At 38.8% G+C, this 25,002-nt stretch carries 24 protein-coding genes; 19 read left to right on the forward strand and 5 right to left on the reverse strand.

The window, feature by feature from the left end:
- The 6 genes from ftsY to Q4489_RS02845 form a co-directional block, all read left to right on the forward strand.
- Window positions 1-1,049 (forward strand): signal recognition particle-docking protein FtsY (ftsY, locus tag Q4489_RS02820; protein ID WP_303476824.1); only part of this gene is annotated, 1,049 nt, incomplete at its 5' end.
- Between the two features lie 12 nt (window positions 1,050-1,061).
- Window positions 1,062-1,754, forward strand: a complete 693-nt coding sequence (gene ftsE / locus Q4489_RS02825) for a cell division ATP-binding protein FtsE (RefSeq protein WP_303476827.1) — start codon at window positions 1,062-1,064, stop codon at window positions 1,752-1,754.
- Entirely contained in the window at window positions 1,747-2,733 is a 987-nt protein-coding gene (gene ftsX / locus Q4489_RS02830; protein ID WP_303476831.1) for a permease-like cell division protein FtsX, read from the forward strand. The genes ftsE and ftsX overlap by 8 nt, the downstream gene beginning before the upstream one ends.
- Window positions 2,734-2,923: 190 nt before the next feature.
- Window positions 2,924-3,787 carry an RNA polymerase sigma factor RpoH gene (gene rpoH, locus Q4489_RS02835; protein WP_303476833.1) on the forward strand — a complete coding sequence of 288 codons (864 nt, stop codon included), beginning with the start codon at window positions 2,924-2,926 and terminating at the stop codon, window positions 3,785-3,787.
- 115 nt (window positions 3,788-3,902) lie between these two features.
- Window positions 3,903-5,204, forward strand: a complete 1,302-nt coding sequence (locus tag Q4489_RS02840; RefSeq protein WP_303476836.1) for a hypothetical protein — start codon at window positions 3,903-3,905, stop codon at window positions 5,202-5,204.
- A gap of 138 nt (window positions 5,205-5,342) precedes the next feature.
- A complete protein-coding gene (locus Q4489_RS02845) occupies window positions 5,343-7,961 on the forward strand; it encodes an EAL domain-containing protein (protein WP_303476838.1) in 2,619 nt (872 codons plus the stop codon).
- Between the two features lie 4 nt (window positions 7,962-7,965).
- Here Q4489_RS02845 and Q4489_RS02850 read toward each other — a convergent pair whose 3' ends face one another.
- Window positions 7,966-8,988, reverse strand: a complete 1,023-nt coding sequence (locus Q4489_RS02850) for a hypothetical protein (RefSeq protein ID WP_303476841.1) — start codon at window positions 8,986-8,988, stop codon at window positions 7,966-7,968.
- 95 nt (window positions 8,989-9,083) lie between these two features.
- Between Q4489_RS02850 and tatA the strand changes: the two genes are divergently transcribed.
- The 7 genes from tatA to Q4489_RS02885 are packed head-to-tail and all read left to right on the forward strand — an operon-like array spanning window position 9,084 to window position 15,026.
- The gene (gene tatA, locus Q4489_RS02855; protein ID WP_074496751.1) at window positions 9,084-9,311 is read left to right on the forward strand and encodes a Sec-independent protein translocase subunit TatA; all 228 of its coding nucleotides are present in this window, start codon (window positions 9,084-9,086) and stop codon (window positions 9,309-9,311) included.
- Between the two features lie 3 nt (window positions 9,312-9,314).
- Window positions 9,315-9,695 (forward strand): Sec-independent protein translocase protein TatB, encoded by a 381-nt coding sequence (gene tatB / locus Q4489_RS02860; RefSeq protein WP_303476845.1) that lies wholly within the window; start codon window positions 9,315-9,317, stop codon window positions 9,693-9,695.
- Entirely contained in the window at window positions 9,695-10,462 is a 768-nt protein-coding gene (tatC, locus tag Q4489_RS02865; protein ID WP_303476847.1) for a twin-arginine translocase subunit TatC, read from the forward strand. Before tatB ends, tatC begins: the two co-directional genes overlap by 1 nt.
- A 19-nt stretch (window positions 10,463-10,481) precedes the next feature.
- Window positions 10,482-11,267, forward strand: a complete 786-nt coding sequence (locus Q4489_RS02870; RefSeq protein ID WP_303476851.1) for a TatD family hydrolase — start codon at window positions 10,482-10,484, stop codon at window positions 11,265-11,267.
- Complete coding sequence (locus Q4489_RS02875) at window positions 11,268-13,133, forward strand: diguanylate cyclase (RefSeq protein WP_303476854.1); 1,866 nt, start codon at window positions 11,268-11,270, stop codon at window positions 13,131-13,133.
- Between the two features lie 13 nt (window positions 13,134-13,146).
- Window positions 13,147-14,169, forward strand: coding sequence for a porphobilinogen synthase (gene hemB / locus Q4489_RS02880; protein WP_303476857.1), 1,023 nt, complete (start codon window positions 13,147-13,149; stop codon window positions 14,167-14,169).
- Window positions 14,170-14,174: 5 nt separating this feature from the next.
- A complete protein-coding gene (locus Q4489_RS02885) occupies window positions 14,175-15,026 on the forward strand; it encodes a DMT family transporter (RefSeq protein ID WP_303476860.1) in 852 nt (283 codons plus the stop codon).
- Here the strand turns inward: Q4489_RS02885 and Q4489_RS02890 are convergent.
- Together Q4489_RS02890 and rhlB are read right to left on the reverse strand one after the other, a co-directional pair.
- Complete coding sequence (locus Q4489_RS02890) at window positions 14,988-16,496, reverse strand: guanosine-5'-triphosphate,3'-diphosphate pyrophosphatase (protein ID WP_303476863.1); 1,509 nt, start codon at window positions 16,494-16,496, stop codon at window positions 14,988-14,990. The two genes, Q4489_RS02885 and Q4489_RS02890, sit on opposite strands and share 39 nt — an antisense overlap.
- A 22-nt stretch (window positions 16,497-16,518) precedes the next feature.
- Window positions 16,519-17,772, reverse strand: coding sequence for an ATP-dependent RNA helicase RhlB (gene rhlB, locus Q4489_RS02895; RefSeq protein ID WP_303476865.1), 1,254 nt, complete (start codon window positions 17,770-17,772; stop codon window positions 16,519-16,521).
- Window positions 17,773-17,998: 226 nt separating this feature from the next.
- Between rhlB and trxA the strand changes: the two genes are divergently transcribed.
- Together trxA and rho are read left to right on the forward strand one after the other, a co-directional pair.
- A complete protein-coding gene (trxA, locus tag Q4489_RS02900; protein ID WP_074496918.1) occupies window positions 17,999-18,325 on the forward strand; it encodes a thioredoxin TrxA in 327 nt (108 codons plus the stop codon).
- A gap of 187 nt (window positions 18,326-18,512) precedes the next feature.
- The gene (gene rho, locus Q4489_RS02905) at window positions 18,513-19,772 is read left to right on the forward strand and encodes a transcription termination factor Rho (protein WP_074496772.1); all 1,260 of its coding nucleotides are present in this window, start codon (window positions 18,513-18,515) and stop codon (window positions 19,770-19,772) included.
- Between the two features lie 124 nt (window positions 19,773-19,896).
- On the opposite strand, the gene Q4489_RS02910 is transcribed toward rho, so the two are convergent.
- Window positions 19,897-20,736: a LysR family transcriptional regulator gene (locus tag Q4489_RS02910; protein ID WP_368389581.1), complete on the reverse strand. Its 840-nt coding sequence runs from the start codon at window positions 20,734-20,736 to the stop codon at window positions 19,897-19,899.
- A 480-nt stretch (window positions 20,737-21,216) separates the two neighbouring features.
- Between Q4489_RS02910 and Q4489_RS02915 the strand changes: the two genes are divergently transcribed.
- From Q4489_RS02915 to fre, 3 genes are all read left to right on the forward strand, one after another.
- On the forward strand, window positions 21,217-21,495 hold the full coding sequence (locus Q4489_RS02915) for a cytochrome c (RefSeq protein ID WP_303477365.1): 279 nt from the start codon (window positions 21,217-21,219) through the stop codon (window positions 21,493-21,495).
- 221 nt (window positions 21,496-21,716) lie between these two features.
- Window positions 21,717-23,210 carry a 4-hydroxy-3-polyprenylbenzoate decarboxylase gene (gene ubiD, locus Q4489_RS02920; RefSeq protein WP_303476869.1) on the forward strand — a complete coding sequence of 498 codons (1,494 nt, stop codon included), beginning with the start codon at window positions 21,717-21,719 and terminating at the stop codon, window positions 23,208-23,210.
- 26 nt (window positions 23,211-23,236) lie between these two features.
- Window positions 23,237-23,932 (forward strand): NAD(P)H-flavin reductase, encoded by a 696-nt coding sequence (gene fre, locus Q4489_RS02925; RefSeq protein ID WP_303476871.1) that lies wholly within the window; start codon window positions 23,237-23,239, stop codon window positions 23,930-23,932.
- Between the two features lie 27 nt (window positions 23,933-23,959).
- On the opposite strand, the gene Q4489_RS02930 is transcribed toward fre, so the two are convergent.
- Window positions 23,960-24,643, reverse strand: coding sequence for a DUF2982 domain-containing protein (locus Q4489_RS02930; RefSeq protein WP_303476874.1), 684 nt, complete (start codon window positions 24,641-24,643; stop codon window positions 23,960-23,962).
- Between the two features lie 72 nt (window positions 24,644-24,715).
- On the opposite strand from Q4489_RS02930, the gene arfA reads away from it, so the two are divergent.
- Complete coding sequence (gene arfA / locus Q4489_RS02935; RefSeq protein WP_303476877.1) at window positions 24,716-24,904, forward strand: alternative ribosome rescue factor ArfA; 189 nt, start codon at window positions 24,716-24,718, stop codon at window positions 24,902-24,904.
- The last annotated feature ends 98 nt before the right edge of the window (window positions 24,905-25,002 follow it).

Below are 25,002 nucleotides of genomic sequence, written 5' to 3' on the forward strand. Positions count from 1 at the left end.
CCCCCCCCCCCCCCCCCCCCCACACTACCAATCACAATCAGACACACCCACAGACTGAGACTGAGACTGTGCCAGAGCCAGAGCCAGAGCCAGAGCCAGAGCCAGAGCCAGAGCCAGCAAAGAAAGTTGGATTTTTTGCTCGATTAAAACAAGGGCTGAGTAAAACACGACAAAACATCGGCGGCGGTTTATTTGACCTTTTCCGCGGCAAAAAAATTGACGATGAATTATTTGAAGAACTCGAAACACATTTGTTAATGGCGGATGTGGGTGTAGAAACCACGATGAAGATCATTGAATCACTCACTGAGTCAGCGTCAAGAAGACAGTTAAAAGATGCCGAAGCACTTTATGATTTACTAAAAGTTGAATTAAATAAAGTCATTGCGCCAGTTAATAAACCCTTAGAAATTGTTAAAAGTGATACGCCTTATGTCATTTTGATGGTAGGTGTAAATGGTGTTGGTAAAACAACAACCATCGGAAAGTTGGCAAAACAATTCCAAGCACAAGGAAAGTCTGTCATGTTAGCCGCAGGCGATACTTTCCGTGCTGCAGCGGTTGAGCAGTTACAAGTGTGGGGTGAGCGCAACGATATCCCTGTCATTGCACAACATACAGGAGCAGATAGTGCTTCAGTAATTTTTGACGCGATCAGTGCGGCGAAATCACGTGGTGCTGATATATTAATTGCCGACACGGCAGGTCGATTACAAAATAAAGCACACTTAATGGAAGAACTTAAAAAAGTTGTTCGTGTGATGAAGAAACTTGATGAAAATGCTCCACATGAAGTGATGTTAACGATTGATGCAGGTACTGGACAAAATGCATTGAGCCAAACACAACTGTTTGATGAAGCTGTTGGCCTAACAGGTCTGACGTTGACTAAATTAGACGGTACGGCTAAAGGTGGCGTTGTTTTTGCCGTTGCCGATAAATTTGATATTCCAATTCGTTATTTAGGGGTAGGAGAAGGTATTGATGACCTACGGCCATTTGATGGTGAAGACTTTATCAATGCTTTATTTAGCCAAGAACCAGAATAAATAAGAGCCACTATGATTCGCTTTAATCAGGTTAACAAGACTTACCCAGGCGGCTTTGTCGCACTTAATAATGTTAACTTTAGCTTAGCCGCGGGAGAAATGGCATTTCTAACTGGCCACTCTGGCGCCGGAAAAAGTACCTTGTTAAAGCTGATGTCGTTAATGGAAAAACCGACAAGCGGCAGCGTTCATATCAATGGTGTTAACCTCTCTTCTGTGTCGTATTCACAAGTGCCTTTTGTGCGCCGCGGTATCGGCATGATTTTTCAGAATCATAATTTACTGATGGATCGTACAGTCTTTGACAATGTCGCTTTACCGTTAGTTATAGAAGGTTTTGGCCATAAAGAAACCAAAAAACGTGTTGAAGCTGCGCTAGAAAAAGTGCATTTAACCAGTAAAATACGGTGTTACCCTCATATGTTGTCAGGAGGGGAGCAGCAGCGGGTAGGCATTGCCAGAGCTATTGTGAATAAGCCGCCTATTTTATTAGCAGATGAACCTACCGGAAATTTAGACCCGAAACTTTCATTAGAAATCATTAAATTATTTGAAGAGTTTAATGATTTAGGTGTTGCGGTGTTAATTGCAACGCATGATCTTGGCCTTATTGCACGGTTAAAATATCGCACGTTAACGTTAAAACAAGGCGCAATGATTAATGATGGCCTTGTTGAAGGGTTGCAAGGCGGAAGTGATGAATAAACAACGAGAAACAACAAAAAACCACTCTAGTAGGCCGCATACCAATGTTGCTGCCAAACTGTTGGCATATTTCATTCGTCATTTGCAGCAAGGAATCGGTAGTTTAGGCGATTTATGGCGCACACCTTTTACCTCAGTAATGACAATTCTTGTACTTGGTATTAGCTTAACCTTACCAGCAACGTTACATGTTTTTGTTAAAAACGCCCAATCGATTTCACAGCAATGGGAATCTGCATCAGAAATAAGCTTATTTTTGAAACTCTCCACCAGCGAGAAAGCTGCGGAAAATTTAGTGAAGCGCCTGTCGCTTTATCCTGAAGTCGCTAGCGTTAAATATATTTCTGCAAAAACTGCGATGGAAGAATTTAAAACGACCTCAGGTTTTGGACAAGCGCTAGATTACTTATCAACAAATCCACTGCCAGCAACTGTTTTAGTGATACCAACAAAACATTCAAGCCAGCCTCAAGCAGCTGAAGAATTGCTGCAAAAATTGACTAATGAACGAGAAGTTGAGCAAGGCAAACTTGATTTAGAGTGGTTAACGCGATTAGCTGCCATCACTACTTTGATTGAAGATATTGTTGTTGGGATTGCATTATTATTATGTGCCTCAGTTGTACTTATTATTGGTAATACCATACGGTTAGCGATTTTAAATCAACGAGACGCTATTGCAGTAATGAAACTGGTTGGCGCAACCGATAGTTTTATTCAACGGCCATTTTTATATGCCGGTGCATGGTATGGTGTTTTAGGAGGTATGGTAGCGATACTTTGTGTCACTGCGTTAGTGCATTATTTTTCTTATTCATTGGTGGCGTTAACTGACCTTTACCAAAGCAACTTTAGTTTAATAGGGCTAAGTGGCGGAGAAATGCTATGGCTATTACTATTTGCTATCGTGTTAGGATTGTCGGGCAGTTATATCTCCGTAAGAAAACATATTCGTGCAATTGAACCAACAGCAGAATAAGTTGTCGTAAGGTATCACAGATAGCTTAATGTGCTTGAGTTCTTCGTCATAAAAAATTCATCGCATATTATTTGAAAGATGCTAGTCTTATTCTCGGTCTTATGAATAAATGACGATTTGTTTTAGCTATCGATCTATTAAATGCTTCGTGTTAATATCGCGAGTAAGGTTTTAAAAAAGGTGACTTTAAATGAGTGATACAATGCAATCGATGGCGCTAACTGTGCCACAAAGCGGCAGCATTGAAGCCTATGTGCAATCGGCCTATAGCATCCCTATGCTTACCGCTGAGCGGGAGCATGAGCTAGCGACTCGTTTACACAATGACAACGACTTACAGTCGGCACAAGAATTAATTATGTCGCACTTACGTTTCGTTATTCATGTTGCGAAGGGATATGCAGGATACGGTTTACCACAGGCTGATTTGATCCAAGAAGGCAATGTAGGCCTAATGAAGGCAGTTAAGCGTTTTAATCCTGAGGTAGGTGTACGCTTAGTATCATTTGCTGTTCATTGGATTAAAGCTGAAATTCACGAGTTTGTATTACGCAACTGGCGTATCGTGAAAGTGGCAACAACAAAAGCACAGCGTAAATTATTTTTTAATTTACGTAAAAATAAAAAGCGTTTGGGTTGGTTTAGCAATGACGAAGTAAGTCATGTGGCAGAATCACTTGGTGTGACGAAAAAAGACGTGTTAGAAATGGAATCACGTATGACAAGCCAAGATCAAACCTTTGAAATGTCGAATGACGACGATGACAATGCTGTTGGCAGTAATTTTTCACCTGCTCAGTATTTAGAAGACGCTGCTTCAGATATTGCACAGCAAGTTGAAGAAAATAATTGGGAGCAACATGCGAATAAGCGCTTAGCAAATGCGTTAGTTGCACTTGATGATCGTAGTCAAGATATCATCAAAACTCGTTGGTTAGATGAAGATAAATCTACCTTGCAAGAGTTAGCTGATAAATATGAAATATCAGCAGAGCGTGTTCGTCAATTAGAGAAAAACGCGTTAAATAAACTGAAAAATGGCATGGCTGCATAGCAAGTCTACCGTTGATAAAAAAAACCGGCATTTGCCGGTTTTTTTGTGCTTAACAATTATTGTAGTAATAAGCCTACATTTGCTAAAATTTTGAAAAACGTTTATGGATGAACAAATGAAACTACATTACTTTTTGTGGCCACTATCTTTGGTTATTGCCTTTTTTCTAGGTCAACACTTTTCTAAATTAAGTCTACACTTCGATGATGATAAGCTGAAAACTTCCTATCAGAAGGAGTCATTAAGCCCAAGTCATAGCTTTACTAAGCAAAACGATAAAGAAACACCACATCAGCAGGTTATTGTTACGGACATCGCACAGTTTTCTCTAGATAATACGCTAGAAAAGTTGACTATGCTTATGGAGAAATCTTCAGGAATAATTGTTGGCTTAGAGCAAAGTGCTTTAGTGTATTCATTGTTACATCAAACGCCAAATGCATCAGTAATCGCCATGATAGAAGCGATTGCAAATGAACCTAATAGTGATATTAATGTTCTATCACTGGGTTATTTATATGGCAGGTTAGCGCAAGTAAATGGTCAAGTGGCTGCCGAACATCTTGCTACACTGAAAATAGACTCGTTTGTAAAAGTGGGACTTGAGGCAAAAATATATCAACAGTGGGCAATAAATGAACCTGAGGTTGCACTTGACTTTTATCTAGCGCAAAAAGATCAGTCGTTGTATGACGTGGGGTTGCTTGCAATTATATCTACTATCGCAAAACAAGATATAAATTTGGCGATGGATAAAATAAAACAACTACATGATGAAGGCCATAATATTAAAAGGGCGGTAACTGGTATTGCTCAATCATTCACTGAGAATTATCAATATCAGGACCTCATACAAGCGCTAAATACTCTAAAAGATGAGCGGGTTGTGCAAGGTATTTTAAGTGCATGGGCATTAAAAGAGCCACAAGCCGTAGCAGATTGGTTAACTGTATCTGCAGATGAAGATAATAGGTTATCACGAGAAGAAAGATTATTGAGCACCTGGTTTTCGAAGGATTTTTCTAGTGCCGCTGATTGGTACATTGGGAGTAAAACTGATGAAAAATCCCGAAATAATGCGATAAGTAAAATTCTTTTAAGACAGTCCTATACTACTAATGTTGACGTGCTAAAGTCTTGGTTGGAGAAACAACCAGATATAAATTTTGTGGACAAAATGAAAGAGCTAGTAACAAATACCGCACGACGTAACCCACAATTTTCTGAAAAACATTTTGATATTCTCGACACTGAGAAGCAGCGAATAGACACCGCTTTTGATATTTATAATGGGTATAAACGTCAAAATTCAAAAGTTGCGCAAGACTATCTGAATAGCTCTCCTTATAAAAGCGAAATATTGAAAAGATTGGCAAGAATCAAGAAGTATGAAAAAGCAAGCAGCTGGGGATACTAATAACGGTCAAAAAATCACGAGATTCTTTAATTGAAAAATAATGCTCATTTTTTGTGCTTTTGTACTAGTCAAAAGGTTAAATTTTGGTAGACTAGGTCGCAAAATAATAATACTAATAAAAAGATGGGTTAGCCTTAGATGGAAGTAAAGGCAAGTACAGATATTCAAGCAGCGCGCCAATTGCCTAAACTTAAGTCGCTGTTAAAGAAATATCGACAAGTAAAAACGATGCAATCAGGATTACTGCGTTTGTCTGAATTGGCAAGCACGGTAAACGATATGTCGTCGTTCTATTGTGCGCTTGAATCAGTGATTAAGTCGTTATTAATTGCTGATAGTTTTCATATACTTCTTGTTAACAAATCTCGTCAATTATCTCTTGCACATGCACATAATGCCAAAGAAAAGCGTCTACTTGAATATTTAGAAAAAAACCATTGGCAACAAAGCCTAAGCAGTTTAGTTTTTGATGAATGTGAGGCTATTCACTGTAGTTCGGCAGAACGCATGGCTTTAGCAAAAGCTGAGAAAATTGCCTTATACGGTTCTTCATGCGTAGACTGGTTAGGGGTTCCTCTTAAACGTGGTCATCAAATTATTGGTGTTATAGCGTTACAAAGCTACGACAATAAACTTTATTTTGATGACCGGGATTGCCAACTTTTAGAATTTATCGCCGAGCATCTTGTTACCGCTATTGATCGTGTAAAAAGTAGAGAGTTACTTGAGCAAAATATTCGCCAGCGTACGCAAAAACTAACAGACACCAATAGAAAACTACAACAAGAAATAGGCGAACGCCAAAAAGCAGTGAAGCTTTATAAGGCGATGTTGTCAATTTCAGAACTCACTGCCGCTGATCAAGATATTCAAGTATTTTATCAATCATTACACCAAGAGATAAATGCACTGTTACCCGCTGGAAACTTTTATATTGCTCTAATTAATGGTGAAGACAAGAAACTAGGCTTTCCTTATTACAGTGATGAAAAAATTGCACAACCGCAGCCAAGAACAATGGGCAGTGGCTTAACGGAATTAGCCATTACAAGACGTTTACCGTTGCTTATTACTAATGGTAGTGTTTACGCGTTAACTGAACAGGGTGATATAGAACAAAAAGCTTTTACCTTGCAATATCCAGTAGAAAAATTGCCAAAGGCCTGGTTAGGAGCTCCATTAATCGACCAAGGCAATATTATCGGTGTGTTAGCGATTCAGCATTACCATAATCATCATGCTTATGGTCATCAAGACTTGGAACTTATTCGTTTTGTTAGTCAACACGTTGCTTCTGCCATTATGCGTAAAGAATCACAAGAAGCATCGCAACGAAGCCGTGATGAGCTTGAACGAATGGTGAATCAACGCACGCAAGAATTACAAGCAACTAATTTAAATTTGCGCATGCAAATAGAAGAACGTCGCAAAGCAGAGCAGCAGCTTTATTTTGAAGCACATCATGATGCGCTAACTAAATTACCTAATCGTGCAATGTTTTCTGATCGATTAAACTACGCGTTAAGTCATGTTAAACGTCACCCCAAACATAGGTTCGCGGTATTATTTATCGACTTAGATCGTTTTAAATTAATTAACGATACCTTAGGTCACCATGCGGGTGATGAATTTTTAAAAGAAATCGCAAAACGTTTAACCATTTGTGTGCGCGATAATGATATTTTAGCGCGCTTAGGTGGCGATGAATTTGTTGTTTTACTTGATTCCTTGCAATCTCAAGACGATGTTGAAGAAGTCGCTACTCGTATTATTTCAGCGATAGAGAAGCCGTTTGATGTTAATGGTCATACGTTGTATTCGAATGCGAGTATTGGCATTGCTTTATGCAACCACCACTATAACGATGCCAATGAAATATTGCGCGATGCAGATGCCGCAATGTATCAAGCAAAAAGTATGGGACGTGGCCGCTATGTATTCTTTGATGACAGCATGCGTGAGCAATTAATTGCCAGTTTAACGCTAGAACAAGAGCTACGTATTGCAATAAAGCAACAGCAATTTGAATTACATTATCAACAAATTAGTGAGCTACAAAGTACTGACACACTTGGGTTTGAAGTGTTACTTCGCTGGAAGCATCCAAGCAAAGGTTTATTAACACCGAGCGAATTTCTGTTTATGGCGGAAGAAACCGGCATGATTCTAGAAATTGAAACTTGGGTCATTGAGCAAGTCTCTCTACGTTTGCGTCAGTGGGAATCTCATGAAGAATATGCCAATGCCTTTATTGGTGTAAACCTATCAGGTCGCCACTTAACACAAGCAAATCAGTTAAATCTACTCATAGAATTAATTAAACAAAATACCGTTCAGCCGGAACGGTTAATTCTAGAATTTAATGAGTCTGCATTTACTCAACATACAGAGCTAGCATTGAAAGGGTTGCGTAAATTAAAAGAATTTGGCGTGAAATTGGCGTTGGACGACTATGGAGCTGGCTTATCGTCATTTAACTTCTTACACAGCTATCCTTTTGAATTTATTAAACTAGACCGTAGTTTAATTCGCTCTATTAGCTGTAATGAAGAAAACATTTCGCTTGTTAAAGCATTACGTGATTTAGGCAGTAAATTTGGCTATAGATTGGTGGCAGAAGGCATTGAATCGCAAGATATGCTTGATAAGCTTAACAAGGCTGGTTGTGATTTTGGCCAAGGTTACCATATCGCTAAACCGAAAAGGTTTGTTGATAACTGTGATGTCGAGGAAAGCACCTCTAAAGTGCGTGCTTAGTAGATTATCCCCTAGAGAAATACCCTTCTACTCTCAAAGCAATACCGGGAGTTGTGGTGTAATGTTGTTCTTCAGGCCACTCTAAAAAAGGCTCTATTTCAAAAAATAACCAGCTTCTTAATGCGTTAAAACGGTAGCGGTGGCTTAATCGGTACTTATCAATAATAAAGCCATTCTCGCCATTGCGCTCTCCTTCAACTTGTAAACCCGTAATAGAAGCTGATCTATGATCAATTTGTCGCAAGTAGTAGGCACCGTGTTTCCAACGTAAGCCGCTGAAGGCTGCAGAACCTCGTACGCTATAATTGATTCGAAGTTGTGTTTGCGTATTCACTTGATAATCATATTCAAGTAATAACTTTGCACCGAAACCGTCATCAAGAAAATAATACACAGAGGGATCTATTTTTATACTATTACGTTCATTCCACGTAATTCTGCGGTTATGTTTGACGCGAAAAAAAATATCGCCGCCCGAAATACCAATGCGTGATTCAAAAATACGACTTTTAGATTTTCGATGGGTATATCGTAAAGCAGCTGAGAAGCTTTCTTCATCAGTATGTGGTTTTGTGTTGACCGATTCTAGGGGTAAGTGGCTTTGTTCGTTATCATCATCATCTGAAAAAATTAAATCAGCTTTATCTTTAAAATGAGGCAGTTTCACTTTAACACGAAATCGTGTATCAAATTCAGCCCAGTCTCTAGCCTCGGGCTCCCAGCCTAATCGGATACGGGCGGTTGTTTTTGGTGACTCTTGTTCAACGCCTTCTTCTAAAAAGAAGTTATCAAACCAAAGCGCTGAATGGTAGACGCTATCTGAAACCGTTTGATGTAGGCTTTCCATCCAATGTTGTTGCTTTTTATCCGAATACGATGGTTTTTTACACGCTTTTAGGGTTGTAAGCTGTTGTTCGCTTTTTTCTTGTTGAGTACATTTTTCTTGAACAACATTTGCACTTACAGGACTGGTAAGCATGAATAAAACCGTAGCTTTGGTGACGATAAATAGCTGCAATGTAGACAACGTTTTATATTCTCCTTAAATTTAAAACAGTGAACAGATGCTTTTTTGAAATATAACTTTATAATGACTGTAACTGAATTATAGGAGTTTTTTTAATGGGTGGAATAAGTATTTGGCAATTATTGATAATTGCCGCCATTGTTATTTTATTGTTTGGCACCAAAAAGTTACGTAATTTAGGCTCAGATCTAGGCTCTGCAGTTAAAGGTTTTAAAAAAGCCGTGACTGATGAAGAGAAAGAAGAACAGTCGGCGGAAGCACTTGCAAACAAAAAAGCGACGGAAGAAAACACTGAAGCTAATAAAGAAAAAGATAAAGCGTAGCACATGTTTGATATCGGTTTTTGGGAACTATTAGTTATCTCGGTGATCGGGCTGGTTGTGTTGGGTCCAGAGCGGTTACCTGTAGCTATTAGAACGGTAAGTGACTGGATAAAGGGCGTGAAGAGCTTTAGTCGAAATGTACAAAATGAAATTTCTCAGGAATTACGCATTCAAGAATTACATGCGGATTTGAAAAAAGCTGAGCAAAGCAAATTTGAAGATATATCGCCTGAAGTCGCAAAGTCGCTAAAGTCGTTAAAAGAAGCGGCCGAATCTGTACAGCACCCGTACCCAAGCCAGAGTGAGAACACCCGAGTCGCTGATACCACGTCAGATGAAAATTCATCAGGTGAAACTACGGATAAAAAAGAAGTTGATCGTTAATGGATAATACACCGCACTATACCTTATTTGATCATTTGCTTGAATTACGTGATCGATTGCTTCGAATGGTATTGGCTGTTCTCATTGTGTTTTGTTCAATGGTGTACTTTGCAAATGATATCTATGAGTATGTTTCTAAGCCTTTACTTGCTGTAATGCCTGAAGGCGGACAAATGATAGCAACTGATGTGGCATCTTCTTTCTTTGCTCCGTTTAAGTTGACTATTGTTCTCGCGATATTCATTGCAATGCCTTACATTTTGTATCAAGTATGGGCCTTTATCGCTCCGGGGTTATACCGTAAAGAAAAACGATTAGTTGCGCCGTTACTGTTTGGTAGCAGTTTTTTATTTTATGCAGGCATTGTGTTTGTCTATTTCGTGGTTTTTCCAATTGTATTTGCCTTTTTTACCTCAGTTGCACCAGAAGGTGTCAATATTGCCACTGACATCAGTAGCTATTTAGATTTTGTATTAAAACTGTTCTTTGCTTTTGGTCTAACCTTTGAAATACCTGTGGTGATCTTGTTGTTATGTTGGACTGGGTTCACCACACCAGAAAAGTTGAAAACGAAGCGTCCCTATATTGTTGTTGGTGCTTTCGTGCTTGGTATGTTGTTAACGCCTCCTGACGTTATATCGCAAACACTTCTAGCGATACCTATGCTATTGTTATTTGAAGCAGGGGTTTTCATTGCTGGTTTTTACCATGCAAATGATGATGAAGATGAGCAACAGCAAGCTGATGTAAATAGTGATAACACATAATAAATAAGCGGCGAATATATTGATCGATATTGGTGTTAACTTAACAAACACTCGGTTTGATAAAGATCGAGCCGACATTATTTTGCGGGCCAAGGCTAACAATGTTAGTGCAATGTTGGTGACCGGTACGAATGTGGCTGAAAGTCAACAAGCGTTAACCTTGTGTCAGCAATACCCTCAGTATCTCTCTTGTACTGCTGGAGTTCACCCCCACGATGCGGATCATGTAACAGATAATTATTTAGAACAACTGCGTGAACTATCTACATATGAATCCGTTAAAGCGATAGGTGAATGCGGATTAGATTTTAACCGTAATTTTTCCACACCTGAAAACCAACAAAGAGTGTTTAGTCAACAGTTAGCTCTAGCTGCTGATGTGCAATTACCAGTATTTTTACATCAGCGTGATGCTTTTGATAGTTGGCTAGCGATCATTAAGCCATTTATTAATAAAATTCCAGCATTCGTTACGCATTGCTTTACTGGTAGTGAAACTGAAGTGAAGCAGTGTTTAGCACATGATATGTATATAGGGATCACTGGCTGGCTATGCGATGAGCGAAGAGGCAGTGAGTTAAGAGCAGCTGTTAAGCATATTCCATTAGAGCGGTTAATGATTGAAACAGACGCACCTTATTTAACCCCGCGTACGATTCGGCCAAAGCCTAAAAGTAGCCGTAATGAACCGTCATATTTGCCATATGTGGTGAAAGCGTTAGCAGAGATAACCGGCTACTCTGAGCAGACTATCATCGAACACAGTGTTGAAAATAGTCGTCATGTATTTAACTTGGAGCATTAAATGAGATTACACATAATCTTCTTGATTTTGTGCAGTCTATTACTAGTCAGTAATGCTAGCAATGCGGTTACTATGTCGTCGTTTTCTACGATGCCTGTTAATGACAGTGCGACAAAGCTAACACTCTATTTGCCGCTTGAAGCCAATAAGGGCTTATCGGTTAAACAAGTTAAAGATTTAGCGCCGCAGCAGTGGCAAAAAGTTTCGAGCCAAGAGGTAACCGTAAATGCGGGTAACAATTGGCTTAAAGTCGAATTATATAATGCATTAGAGCAAACTGTTGATAATCATTTGGTGATTGATGGTCGACAATTTTTGTATCAACATATTATTTATCAAGATGATGCCAAACAGCAAATAACGGATAAAAACCGGCTATTACCGAGTACAAAACAGATCAATAATGTGGTGACCAGCCAAATAACCTTATCAGCCAATGAAACCGTTACCTTACTGGTTAAACTCTCATCTCATGCTAATCGCACCGTGCAAATCAGAACGTTAAATCAATATCGGTTTACCCATTATATTGGTCAAGATAGTTTTATTTCTGGTTTGGCAATCGGGGGCTTAATTGCAATGGTCTTCATGTTGTTGTTTATTTTCTTATCAACCACAAATTATGAAATTCTATTATTAGCTAGTTATTTAGCGGCATTAGCAGGGAGTTTAGCCGCAATGTACGGGGTCAATTTTTCTATTTTGCTACCACAATACACCAGTATTCATGGTCAAGAATTTCCTCTATTTACTGCACTCAGCGCAATTTTAATTTTATGGTTTTGCAGTGAATTGTTTAAACTCGCAGATAACCGTCGATATTTATATTGGGCGTATCATCTTATCGGATGGAGTTTGTTAGTTTTCATTGGTGTTAGTTTCTTTTTGAGCTTTAATGATAATGTTTTGATCAGTAATGTGATAAAAATTGTATCAACATTATTTTTAGCCGCTTTAGCACTTCACTTAGCTCAACAAAAGCATCAATTAACAGCACTTTTTAGTAGCTTTGTTATTGTGCAAGGCTTTATCGTTTTTACGAATGTTGGTTTATATGATTGGTATCATTTAAATACCGAGTTATACACCGTTGGTTACTGGATAACCGGTTTGCTCATCGTTTTTATTTTAGGGCGTCAATCTCACCATGAAAAGTATGAAAAATATGCCGCACGGCAACAAGCACTAGCCAGTGCTGTAGAATCAAAAAAAGCACAAGAAGAGTTGTTGGTACTGCAAAATGAAAATCAAGAACAATTAGAATTAGCTGTTCAAGAACGAACATTAGAATTAAACATTGCGCTGCAAGAGTTGGAAGATGCCAACAGAGAATTAGAACAAAAAAATACCCAAGATGAGCTTACTGGTCTATTTAATCGTCGACATTATGATCAAAAGTTATTGGCAGAATTTCGTCGTAGTCGTCGAAATTTAACGCCATTGAGTCTTGTTGTCATTGATATTGATCACTTTAAAGCAATCAATGACAAATATGGACATACCGCAGGTGATGTTTGTTTAGTTACGCTTGCACAGTTAATGAAAAAAATATTACGTCGTAGTAGTGACCTTGGTTTTCGTTATGGTGGTGAGGAGTTTTGTTTGATCTTACCTGAAACAGACCCTGAGGGGGCTATTGCCTTAGCAGAAGCGTTAAGAAATAAAGTATTAGAAACCGCTTTTTCAATTGAAACTGAGCAATTATCTTTAACGATTTCTTGTGGTGTAGTCACTTATCAACAACAAGCAGATGTTACGCCTGTCGAGATCTTTAACATTGCGGATCAGGCGCTTTATCTCGCTAAAACACAAGGTCGTAATCGAGTAATTGCAAAAGCAATAGAATCTGATACGAGTAATACGTAGAGAGGAATATGATATGAATGGCCAATTTGGCAAGTTTCCCGCCCGTCGCATGCGAAGAATGCGTAGAAATTCGTTTTCTCGGCAATTGATGGCAGAGCATCAATTAACGGTAAATGACCTTATTTATCCAGTGTTCGTACTTGAGGGTGAACAACAACGTGAAGCGGTTGCTTCGATGCCTGGCGTAGAACGTAAAAGCATTGATTTATTATTAGAAGAAGCAGCTGAGTTAGTTGAATTAGGTATTCCTGCTATTGCCTTATTTCCGGTAACACCTGAAGATAAAAAATCATTAATGGCCGAAGAATCCTATAATCCAGACGGCTTGGCTCAACGAGCAGTACGTGCGCTGAAAGCGAAATATCCTTCACTTGGTGTGATCACCGATGTTGCGCTTGACCCATTCACTGTGCATGGTCAAGATGGCATTTTAGGTGAATCTGGCCTTGACGAAGGTTATGTATTAAATGATGTTACAACAGAGGTTCTAGTTAAGCAGGCATTATCCCACGCAGCGGCAGGTGCTGACGTTGTTGCTCCGTCAGATATGATGGATGGAAGAGTTGGCGCAATTCGTGAGGCATTAGAATCTGCAGGTCATGTAAATACTCGTATTCTCGCTTACTCAGCAAAATATGCATCGAATTATTATGGTCCCTTTAGAGATGCTGTTGGCTCAGCAGCTAATATTAAAGGAGGTAATAAACACTCTTATCAAATGGACCCTGCTAATAGCGATGAAGCAATGCATGAAATTGCTCAAGACCTTGAAGAAGGAGCGGATATGGTGATGGTTAAGCCGGGTATGCCTTATCTTGATATAGTTCGACGGGTGAAAGATGAATTTAAAGTACCGACCTATGCATATCAAGTGAGTGGTGAATATGCAATGCATATGGCGGCTATTCAAAACGGTTGGTTAGCTGAAAAACCCTGTGTTATGGAAGGCTTATTAGCCTTCAAGCGTGCCGGAGCAGACGGCATTTTAACCTATTTTGCCAAACAAGTTGCTACTTGGCTTAAAGAACAGGCATAGAAAAAGTGGTGCATTACCGACAAGCATTTATGGCGCTACACAGTGCAGTGCTATTATTTGCTTTGTCGGGATTGTTTGCGAAGTGGTTAACCTTATCGCCGATTGATATTGTTTTTGGGCGCGCATTTTTTGCCTGTATTGCTTTGGGTTGCTTGCTTGTTGTCTATCAAAAACATGATTTATTCACTACAAAATCCCGGCTCTTTGGGCTTTTCATCACTGGCTCTATACTCGCTTTTCATTGGGTCAGCTTTTTTAGCGCTATTCAGGTGTCTAGCGTAGCCATAGGATTACTCACGTTTGCCGCGTTTCCAGTTTTTGTTGCAATGCTTGAGCCGTGGCTGTTCGCTGAACGGTATAAATTAGCGACCTTAATACAAGCAGTTATCACGGTAATAGGCATTTACTTATTATTGCCAAATGGAGCATATTCTAATAATGCGCTATTAGGTATTTATTGGGGCTTAGCTTCGGCACTTTCCTTTGCGATCCTCACGCTATTAAACCGAAAGTTTGTCTCTGAAGTGAAAGCTAAACAAGTGGCCTTTTATCAAAACGGTTTTGCGGCACTTGTGTTATTACCATTTATTGGCCTTTTTACCGTCTCTATGAGTCTATCACAGTGGCAATTGCTCATGTTATTGGGCGTTGTGTTTACGGCGTTGTCTCATTCCTTATTTAACTTCTCGTTAAAAAGGTTAAGCGGTCAAACGGCAAGTATCGCGGTAAGCCTAGAGCCATTATATGGCATTATTGCTGCGTATTTCTTACTAGGTGAGCTTGTTAGTATACAAATGATGGTAGGCGGTGGTTTTATTTTACTTGCCAATATTTGGGCTATGTATCTTAAGCGATAAGCCAATAGCCTTTAAATGATCATTTTCTTGAATGAGTTCATCAGCAATTAAAGGGTGTAAAGTTAACCAAGCTTTAGGTAAGCATAAAGTGATTTCATTATTAGTAGCGCTGCTTTGATAAACCGGTAATACATCATCTTTTCTGCGACGACACAAAATAACCGCTATTCTGATAATCGCCAATAAATAACAAGCTGTTTGGAAGTCGCAGGCTGATTGAAGTGTTAATAATTGTGGGTCAATATCAGCGTTGTACATGGTTACAAGTGCGCACAGTAATTGTTTATCTGCCTGATCAAATCCGGGAAGTTGGCTATGCTCGATAATATAGGCGCTGTGTTGTTGATGGTGTTTAAACGCTAATAAAAGCCCGATTTCATGTAATTGACATGCGGCAGTTAATAAAGCTAAACCGTTGCTATCGGTTAACGCCCATGAAGAGGAAAAACTGGCATAAAGCTGTTGTGCTTGTGCCAGGATATTATTCGCATGAGGTTGATCAACATGAAATTTTTCCATTAACGAATTGATTGTTCGTTGTCGTAAATCAACTTTTTGGTTGTCGGGTAGCATTTCATATAACAACCCTTCTCGTAACGCGCCACTTGAAAGCTGTAACTGTGTGATATTAAAGCTTTCAAATAAGGCAATTAAAATGGCAACTCCGCTAGCAAAAACCGGTTTACGTTCGCTAGTTAAGCCGTCAATATCAATAGCATCGAATCGCTGGCAGGTGATTAATTTTTGCTTGATATCGTGTAAAAAGTTTGTGGTAATCAATGCAGGCTTACGCTGAAACATAAGCACCTCTGAAAGCGCTTGCATAGTACCTGAACCACCTAATACTTTTTGCCAACCAATTGATTTAAATTCTGAAATAAATGGTGCAATAAATTGCTTAGCAGCATCAATAGCTTGTTGAAAATTTTCATCGTTAAGTTGTTGATCTGAAAAGTAGCGCTGGTTAAAAATTACGCAGCCAATATCAAGGCTAATCACTTTATTAGCGTTAGTATTTTGTCCAACGATAATTTCGGTACTTGCACCACCAATATCAAACACTAAGCGGTTTGATTCACCGTGGCTTGTATAGGCAACACCCTGATAAATATAACTGGCTTCTTCAATGCCTGTGAGTACACGAATATTTTGTCCGAGTACTTTATTTGCTTGATTGAGAAATTCGGTTTGGTTTGTTGCAATGCGAATTGTCGCGGTTGCCACAATCCTGACGTTTTGCATGGGAATATCTTGTAAGCGTTCGGCAAAAAAACTTAAGCATTCTAAACCACGCGCGATGGCATCATCGCTCAAATGATTATGCTCATCTAAGCCAGAGGCTAAACGTACTTTGCGCTTTACCTTGTCAACAATTTGCACACTGTTTGCTAATTGGCGCGTAATCAACATGTGGAAACTGTTAGATCCTAAATCGATTACGGCGTATAACGGTGAGTGAATTGTTGACATGGTTTTATACACTTACGATAAGTTATCTTCTGTGGTTACCCGTCCTGCCTCGGTTTTGACCACCTTGATGAGGCTTTTGACGTCTTTGCCGTGGCTTAGGTTTCGGAAAATCAGTGATAAGAGCTTCGTGATCGTATTTACTTACGGGCAATGAATGGTCAATGTAAGTTTCAATGGCTGGTAAATTAAATACGTACTCTTCACACGCTAGGCTTATCGCATGACCTGTAGCACCTGCACGGCCAGTACGGCCAATACGATGTACGTAATCTTCACAGTCGTCAGGTAGATCATAATTGAACACGTGTGTAACCTGAGGGATATGTAATCCTCTTGCTGCAACATCTGTTGCAACCAGTATATCTAAGTGCCCTTCAGTGAACTGTTCAAGAATTTTTAAACGTTTCTTTTGTGGCACATCACCCGTAAGCAAACCTACACGTATACCATCTGCAATTAAGTGGTTGTAGATGTTTTCGCAGCTATGTTTAGTATTTGCAAAAACAATGGCTTTATCCGGCCATTCTTCTTCAAGTAAGGTTTGTAATAAGCGCATCTTATCTTCATTAGAAGGATAAAATAATTCTTCAGAAATACGCGTATTCGTTTTTTGTTCGGGCGCTACTTCTACACTGACAGGGTCGTTCATATGCTCAAAAGCAAGTTCTTTAACACGGAATGATAAGGTTGCAGAAAACAGCATGCTTAATCGTTCTGTTGCTGGTGGCATGCGCCTAAACATATAGCGAATGTCTTTAATAAAGCCTAAATCAAACATGCGATCGGCTTCATCTAATACGATCACGTCAAGGTTGTTTAAATGATAAGTACCTTGTTTAAAGTAATCGATAAGTCTGCCACAGGTGCCGATTAAAATATCAACGCCTTGTTCTAAAGTTTGACGTTGGCTGTCATAGCCTTCGCCGCCATAAACAACGCCTAAACGTAGCCCTGTAGATTTAGCCATTTCAATTGCATCACGATGAATTTGAATGGCTAATTCACGTGTTGGCGCCATAATCAAAGCACGAGGTTGGTTGTGCTCTGTTTTGCCCTTTGAAAGTATGTGGTGGAAAGTGGCAGCCAGAAAAGCGATAGTTTTACCTTCACCTGTTTGTGCTTGCCCTGCAATATCTTTACCTTCAAGTAATACGGGTAATGATTTTGCCTGAATATTGGTGCATTGCTCGAATCCCATCGCAGATAAACCTGCGGTAACTTTAGGATCAAGGCCTAATTCGATAAATTTTTTATCTGATAAATGTGTTTTGTTCATAGCCGATAAGCTTAACAGGTAAATGTAGTAATAAATACAACCAAGGGTAATAAATCATCACAAAACTGTTAATTATTTCAAGCATTTTACATCCAAATTATGAAAATGACGGCGATTGAGTGTTTAAAATGAATATATGCTATTAATTTTTAGCTATGGTAATTACACTATATACGCGTATAATCTCGATCAATTTGGCTAAGGGCCAGTACAAACGGAGAGAAAAATGAGCGATAAAATTGTTCAACTATCAGATGACAGTTTTGAAGCTGACGTCATCAATGCATCAGGTCTAGTACTCGTTGACTTCTGGGCTGAATGGTGTGGACCTTGTAAAATGATTGCACCATTACTTAACGATATTGCAGATGAATATGCAGACAAAGTAACGGTTGCTAAATTAAATATTGATCAAAATGATGCGACACCACCTAAGTATGGTATCCGTGGTATTCCAACACTATTGTTATTTAAAGATGGTGCGGTAGCCGATACTAAAGTAGGTGCATTATCAAAAACTCAACTTAAAGAGTTTATTGACGCAAACCTATAAAGGTTAAGTTGATTTTAGGCTCGCCAATTGCGAGCCTTTTAATTTCTATCATTTGTAACTTTACGCTTTCAATATTTAATGCTAACTTTATAACTCGAAAGAAAATAACATTTCTTCAAATCAAACTCTATTCAAACAACAAGCCAGCAGGCCAACATAAACCGTTAAACAGCCTAAGAACTTCAATATGAATCTTACCGAACTTAAAGAAAAATCCGTCAATGAATTGGTTAAACTAGCTGAATCAATGCAGTTAGAAGACCTCGCTAGAACACGTAAACAAGATATTATTTTTGCAATACTAAAAAAGCATGCTGAAAATGACAATGACATTTTTGGTGGTGGTGTTTTAGAAATACTACAAGATGGCTTTGGCTTTTTACGTTCAGCTGATTCATCATATTTAGCTGGCCCAGACGATATTTACGTTTCTCCGAGCCAAATTCGACGCTTTAGTATGCGTACCGGTGATACCATTGCAGGTAAAATACGCGCGCCAAAAAAAGGTGAACGTTATTTTGCCTTATTAAAAGTGACAGAAGTTAACTTTGACCGCCCAGAGAATTCACGTAATAAAATCTTATTTGAAAACTTAACGCCGATTCATCCAAATCAGCGCATCACCATGGAGCGTGGTAATGGGTCAACTGAAGATATTACGGCGCGAGTGCTTGATTTAGCCTCACCTATTGGTAAGGGCCAACGTGGTTTGATTGTTGCACCGCCAAAAGCGGGTAAAACGCTATTACTGCAAAATATAGCGCAAAGTATTGCTTATAATCACCCAGAAGCTGAGCTTATGGTGCTATTGATTGACGAACGTCCGGAAGAAGTAACAGAAATGCAACGCCTGGTGAAAGGTGAAGTTGTTGCATCAACCTTTGACGAGCCAGCCAATCGCCATGTACAAGTAGCAGAAATGGTGATTGAAAAAGCTAAGCGTTTAGTTGAACACAAAAAAGACGTGGTCATTCTACTTGATTCAATTACCCGTTTAGCGCGTGCTTATAACACCGTTATTCCTTCATCAGGTAAAATATTAACCGGTGGTGTTGATGCCAATGCCTTGCACCGTCCGAAACGTTTCTTTGGTGCTGCTCGTAATATCGAAGAAGGTGGTAGCTTAACTATTATTGCCACAGCTTTGATTGAAACAGGCTCTAAAATGGATGAAGTGATTTACGAGGAATTTAAAGGTACGGGTAATATGGAATTACATCTATCTCGTAAAATTGCCGAGAAACGTGTATTCCCAGCTATTCACTTTAATCGTAGTGGAACACGTCGTGAAGAATTATTGACTAAGCCTGATGAACTGCAAAAAATGTGGATATTACGCAAAATAGTGCATGAAATGGGTGAAATTGATGCCATGGAGTTTATGATAGATAAACTGGCCATGACAAAAACGAACGACGAATTTTTTGATTCGATGAAGCGTAAATAACAAGTCTTAAATACGATAATATACCGACGGCTGATCATGTTTTGATTGGCCGTTTTTTTCGCGAAAAACTAAGGCTAGTTTAAAAAGCTGATATTATAAAGCCAATTCCTTTCGAATTTATGCGTTAAAACCAGTCATCATTTTGCTCAAATGCAGTCAATAAAGAGTGTTTTATTTCGTCGACGTCTATCGAAATATGTTTATTGTAGGCAAAATACACTGGATATGAGAATTGCGGTGATTGTTTACAGAGTTTTAGTTCACCACTTTTAAGGTATTGATTCACCACTCTTGTTCTAAAATAACCACTGCCACCACGGTTTAAGATGATTTGTAAGGCGACAGGCCCTAAGGTTACCGCCATATTGCTATGTGCAAACTCTGGTAATGCCTCATGGTGCATTTGTTTGAACTTTTCCCCCCAGTCGACAAATATATACGGTGAAGGCTGTTGAGCAGATTTAACATGAATTAGGGTTTCATCAAGTAAATGGAACAGGCCAATACTTTGGCGATAATTTTCTGTATGAGAAAGTACAATGTCTAAATGATTCGATAACAGTTTTTCGTATAATAATGCACTGTCATTGACTTCAAGTACGATGCGCAATTGTGGAAATTTTTTTTCAAGTTCAATTAACCACTGAGCGGCTATTGGATTCCAAAGCGAAAGCTCACAGCCAATAACTAATGAATTTTGTAAGCTGCCTTTGAAAGAAATTTCGTGTTTAGCTGAATCCCATGCTTCAACTATTTGCATTGCAAAAGGTTTAAATTGTTGACCTTGCTCTGTTAATTTAGCTCCATTTTTATTTCTAATGAATAACAGGAAACCGATATGTTGTTCAAGTTGTTTTATTCTTGCTGTTACTGCCGTTTGCGTAATACATAACTCTTGTGCTGCCGCACTAAAACTATGCATCCTACAAATACAGAGAAAAGTTTGCACTAGTAAGCAATCCACAGTCCCCCTCTCTCCTTAATATTAAAAAAATGAATATAAAATGATTGTTATATTCATTATACAAACCTTAAGTGCCTGACTACAATGCTTTCACCAAAATGAAGTAGAAGAAGTAGTAATCAGTATGAAGCTGTTAAGAGTTGCTAATTTAACGATGTTAATGACGTTTATTTTGACGACATGTGCCATAACACTGGTATATGGCTTTGAGGAACATCTGAACTTAGGAACGCAAATTTTTGGCCATGTAATCATTATGGTACTTCCCGCCTTTTTTAAACTTTCATATGTTGTTCGGCTAAGTTGCCTCCGTCAGTTGGCTGAAAGTTAAGGTCGACATTATTCGTCAAATGTTTGATTTAACGCTGAAAGGGCAAAAATTACACCTGAAATGATAGCGCGATGGGATCATATTTTTGTATATATCTTTATTATTAATAACGAATGTTGTGGAGAATAGTTTTGAAAAATTTTTTGTTAATGTTTTTGGTTGCTTTCGTACCTTTTAACTCAATTGCAGCAGATATAAAAGCAGGTAAAGAAAAATCGGCTGTATGTTCAACCTGTCATGGGGATAAAGGAATCAGTGCTGCGCCAAACTACCCTAATCTCGCGGGACAAAAAGAACAGTATCTTATTAAGCAATTAAAAGAGTTTAAAAGTGGTGTGCGTGAAGACACAATTATGGCATCTATGGTAATGCCATTAAGCGAAGAAGATATCATAAATTTAGCGGCGTATTATGCTTCTTTAAAGTAAACTGAAGTGTTCTTATTCTATCTTAAGAATTAGTCAGATTTTAATAAAGAATTGTGTGTTTTATAGCTATTTTTTTGTGTTAATTTGCCCTATCAATGCATACATCTGGTAAGAATTGTGTTTTATTTGGTTTAAATTTTTTGTGCTTTAAACGACAAATAGTGAACAATAGTGTAGTATTCGCGCTTTCAAATATTAAACGTGCAACGAAAAAGTAGCCAATGAAATATAGCGACTTACGAGACTTTATTAACCAGCTTGAAAAATTAGGTCAGTTAAAACGGATCACGATGCCGATTTCAACTGATTTGATGATGACAGAAATAAGTGACCGCACGCTAAGAGCAGGCGGTCCTGCATTATTATTTGAAAACCCCGAAGGTTATGAAATCCCCGTTCTTACCAATCTTTTTGGTACCCCAGAACGCGTTGCGTTAGCTATGGGACAACAAGATGTAGCTGCTTTGCGTGATGTAGGCAAGTTACTTGCTATGTTAAAAGAACCCGAACCGCCAAAAGGTTTTAAAGACGCCTTAGCAAAAATACCAGTATATAAACAAGTATTGAACATGCCGGCTAAGGTGGTGAAAAAAGCCCCTTGTCAAGAAATCGTAATTACCGATGATGATGTTGATTTAACTAAGCTACCTATTCAAAAATGCTGGCCAGGCGATGTTGCACCGCTAATTACTTGGGGCTTAACCGTTACCAAAGGGCCGCATAAATCACGGCAGAATTTAGGTATTTATCGCCAGCAATTATTGGGTAAAAATAAAGTGATCATGCGTTGGTTATCACATAGAGGTGGCGCATTAGATTTCCAAGAGTGGAAACAAACAAATCCTGGGGAAAAATTTCCAGTATCTGTCGCTTTAGGTGCTGATCCTGCTACTATTTTAGGTGCTGTAACTCCGGTTCCAGATAGTTTGTCTGAGTATGCATTTGCAGGACTATTACGTGGAAGTAAAACTGAAGTTGTTGGCTGCATTAGTAACGATTTAGAAGTGCCTGCTTCGGCAGAAATTGTTCTTGAAGGTTACATTGACCCAGAAGAAATGGCGCCAGAAGGGCCATATGGTGATCATACCGGTTATTATAACGAGGTGGATGACTTCCCCGTATTTACCGTCACACATATTACTCAGCGTAAATCACCAATTTATCACAGTACCTATACAGGTAGACCACCAGATGAACCGGCAATTTTAGGTGTTGCGTTAAACGAAGTTTTTGTACCGATATTACAAAAGCAATTTCCAGAAATTGTTGACTTTTACTTGCCGCCTGAAGGTTGTTCGTATCGACTAGCTGTTGTTACGATGAAAAAGCAATACCCAGGTCATGCTAAACGCGTGATGATGGGGGTATGGTCATTCTTACGACAGTTTATGTACACCAAGTTTGTGATTGTCTGTGACGATGATGTTAATGCTCGAGATTGGAAAGATGTAATCTGGGCGATGACAACGCGTATGGATCCTGCTCGTGATACAACCTTGATAGAAAATACGCCAATCGATTACTTAGATTTCGCCTCACCTGTTTCAGGGTTAGGATCTAAGATGGGCATGGATGCAACAAACAAATGGCAAGGTGAAACAGACCGAGAATGGGGCGTACCCATCGTCATGGATGAATCGATTAAAACTGCAGTAGATGAAATTTGGTGTGAATTAGGCATCGAAGAAATAGACAAACAACGTAACGAACAGTAATAGTTACGTTCGATAAAGGTTAACAAATGAAGCAAGTACAGTGTAACGTTGAGTCAATTACTTCATTGACTGAGCATGTATATAAAGTGTTATTGCGACCTGAACAAAAGGTCGACTTTCTACCCGGGCAATATTTAAATTTCATCATGGATGAAAATGATAAACGTCCTTTTTCAATTGCAAGTTCACCCAATAATGAACTCATTGAATTGCAAATCGGTGCTTTTGGTGCTGATAGTTATCCTATGCAAGTGATTGAGCGTATTAAAGCAAATGACAGTGTATTGGTTGAAATACCATTAGGCGGTGCAGAACTGCGTCAAGGTAGCGATCGACCCATTATTTTGTTAGCAGGCGGCACAGGCTTTTCTTATATCAAATCTATGTTTGAATACCTTGCTGATACTGGCAGCCGACGTGAAGTTTTAGTGTACTGGGGTCTTAGGGAGCCAAGTGCTTGTTATGAACTCGAGCAAACAGCAAATACTGTTGAAGGCTTAGCACACGGTAAATTTATACCTGTTATAGAAACGCCGCATGATGATTGGTTGGGAAAAACAGGCATGGTGCATAAAGTTGTCATGAATGACATTACCAATTTAGCAGATTATGACATTTATGTTGCTGGACGATTTGATATGGTGGGTGTGGTGCGAACGGATTTTGTCGCCAATGGCGCTAATATTAATCATATGTTCGCCGATGCATTTGCGTATATATAAATTTATGTAAGTGGCAGATAAAGCACCTTAGGGTGCTTTTTTTATGTAATCTTCACTGCTTGTTTTACAATCTCTAAGTAATGCTGCAAATTCGGTGAGTGAGCGATCAATATTACCATCAGTAATGAATAAATGTGCACCAAGGGCTTGTTTTAATGTCTGACACTGATGCAAAAAGCCCGCTATTGGCCCTTTTATTTGCTCGCCATTATTACATTTGTAGGGTTCGAAATTAATCACAGCCTGTTCAGGTTTAATTAATTTGTTGGCAACACAGTAAGTGACTAACGGCCGTTGTTCATGGATCAAATGATTAGCGAGTCTGGCTGATATTTTGTCTTTAAAAGTATCGATGTTATCAATCGCTAAGCCGATATAATTCAAGTCGTCTAGCACTATGCCACGAGCGTTGGTTAACGGCCGTATTGCCAATATTTGCTGCCATTCAAGCTGCCAGTAGCCCTTTCTATGTTGAAATTTTAGACATTGTGGTGACAAAAAAAAGCTGGTTTTAGGTTCTAATAACTTTAATACACCTAGGGTTATGCCTGCGATACTAGCCAGTATCAAGAACATTAATACAAACCTAGCTTGCTGCCAATAAAACTGACTGAATAGGGTAATAATTAATAACGCCACTAAGCTTGCTAAGGTTATAAATAGCCCATGGCATTTAGCTTTCGGTTTAATAGTAATGATTGGTGATGTCATGGAATTAAAAATGGTATCTTTTTCATGCCTGATATTTTTATAATAGCCATCATTAACCAAAGAGGAAAACAGATGAGTAAAAAAGGTAAAAAAAATCATATCACTGAACATGGTCGAGGTGAAATTAAGCATGACTATTTAGCGGCGCTAGTTACCTCCAAAGTGTTTAAAACCCAAGTCGTTAATGCCAAAAAGGGTAAAGGCTCTTTTAGCCGAAAAGCAAAGCATCAAGGCCAAGAGCCTTATTTAATAGCAATATAATTATTGTTATCAAATAAGGCTTTTGTGTACTGTTGTCATGCTAATGTCATAGATAATGACTACTATGGTAGATTTAAGTCTATTAGGGTATTACAACT

The sequence above is a fragment of the Thalassotalea sp. 1_MG-2023 genome, assembly GCF_030546745.1.
In the GTDB taxonomy this organism is placed as follows: Bacteria; Pseudomonadota; Gammaproteobacteria; order Enterobacterales; family Alteromonadaceae; genus Thalassotalea_C.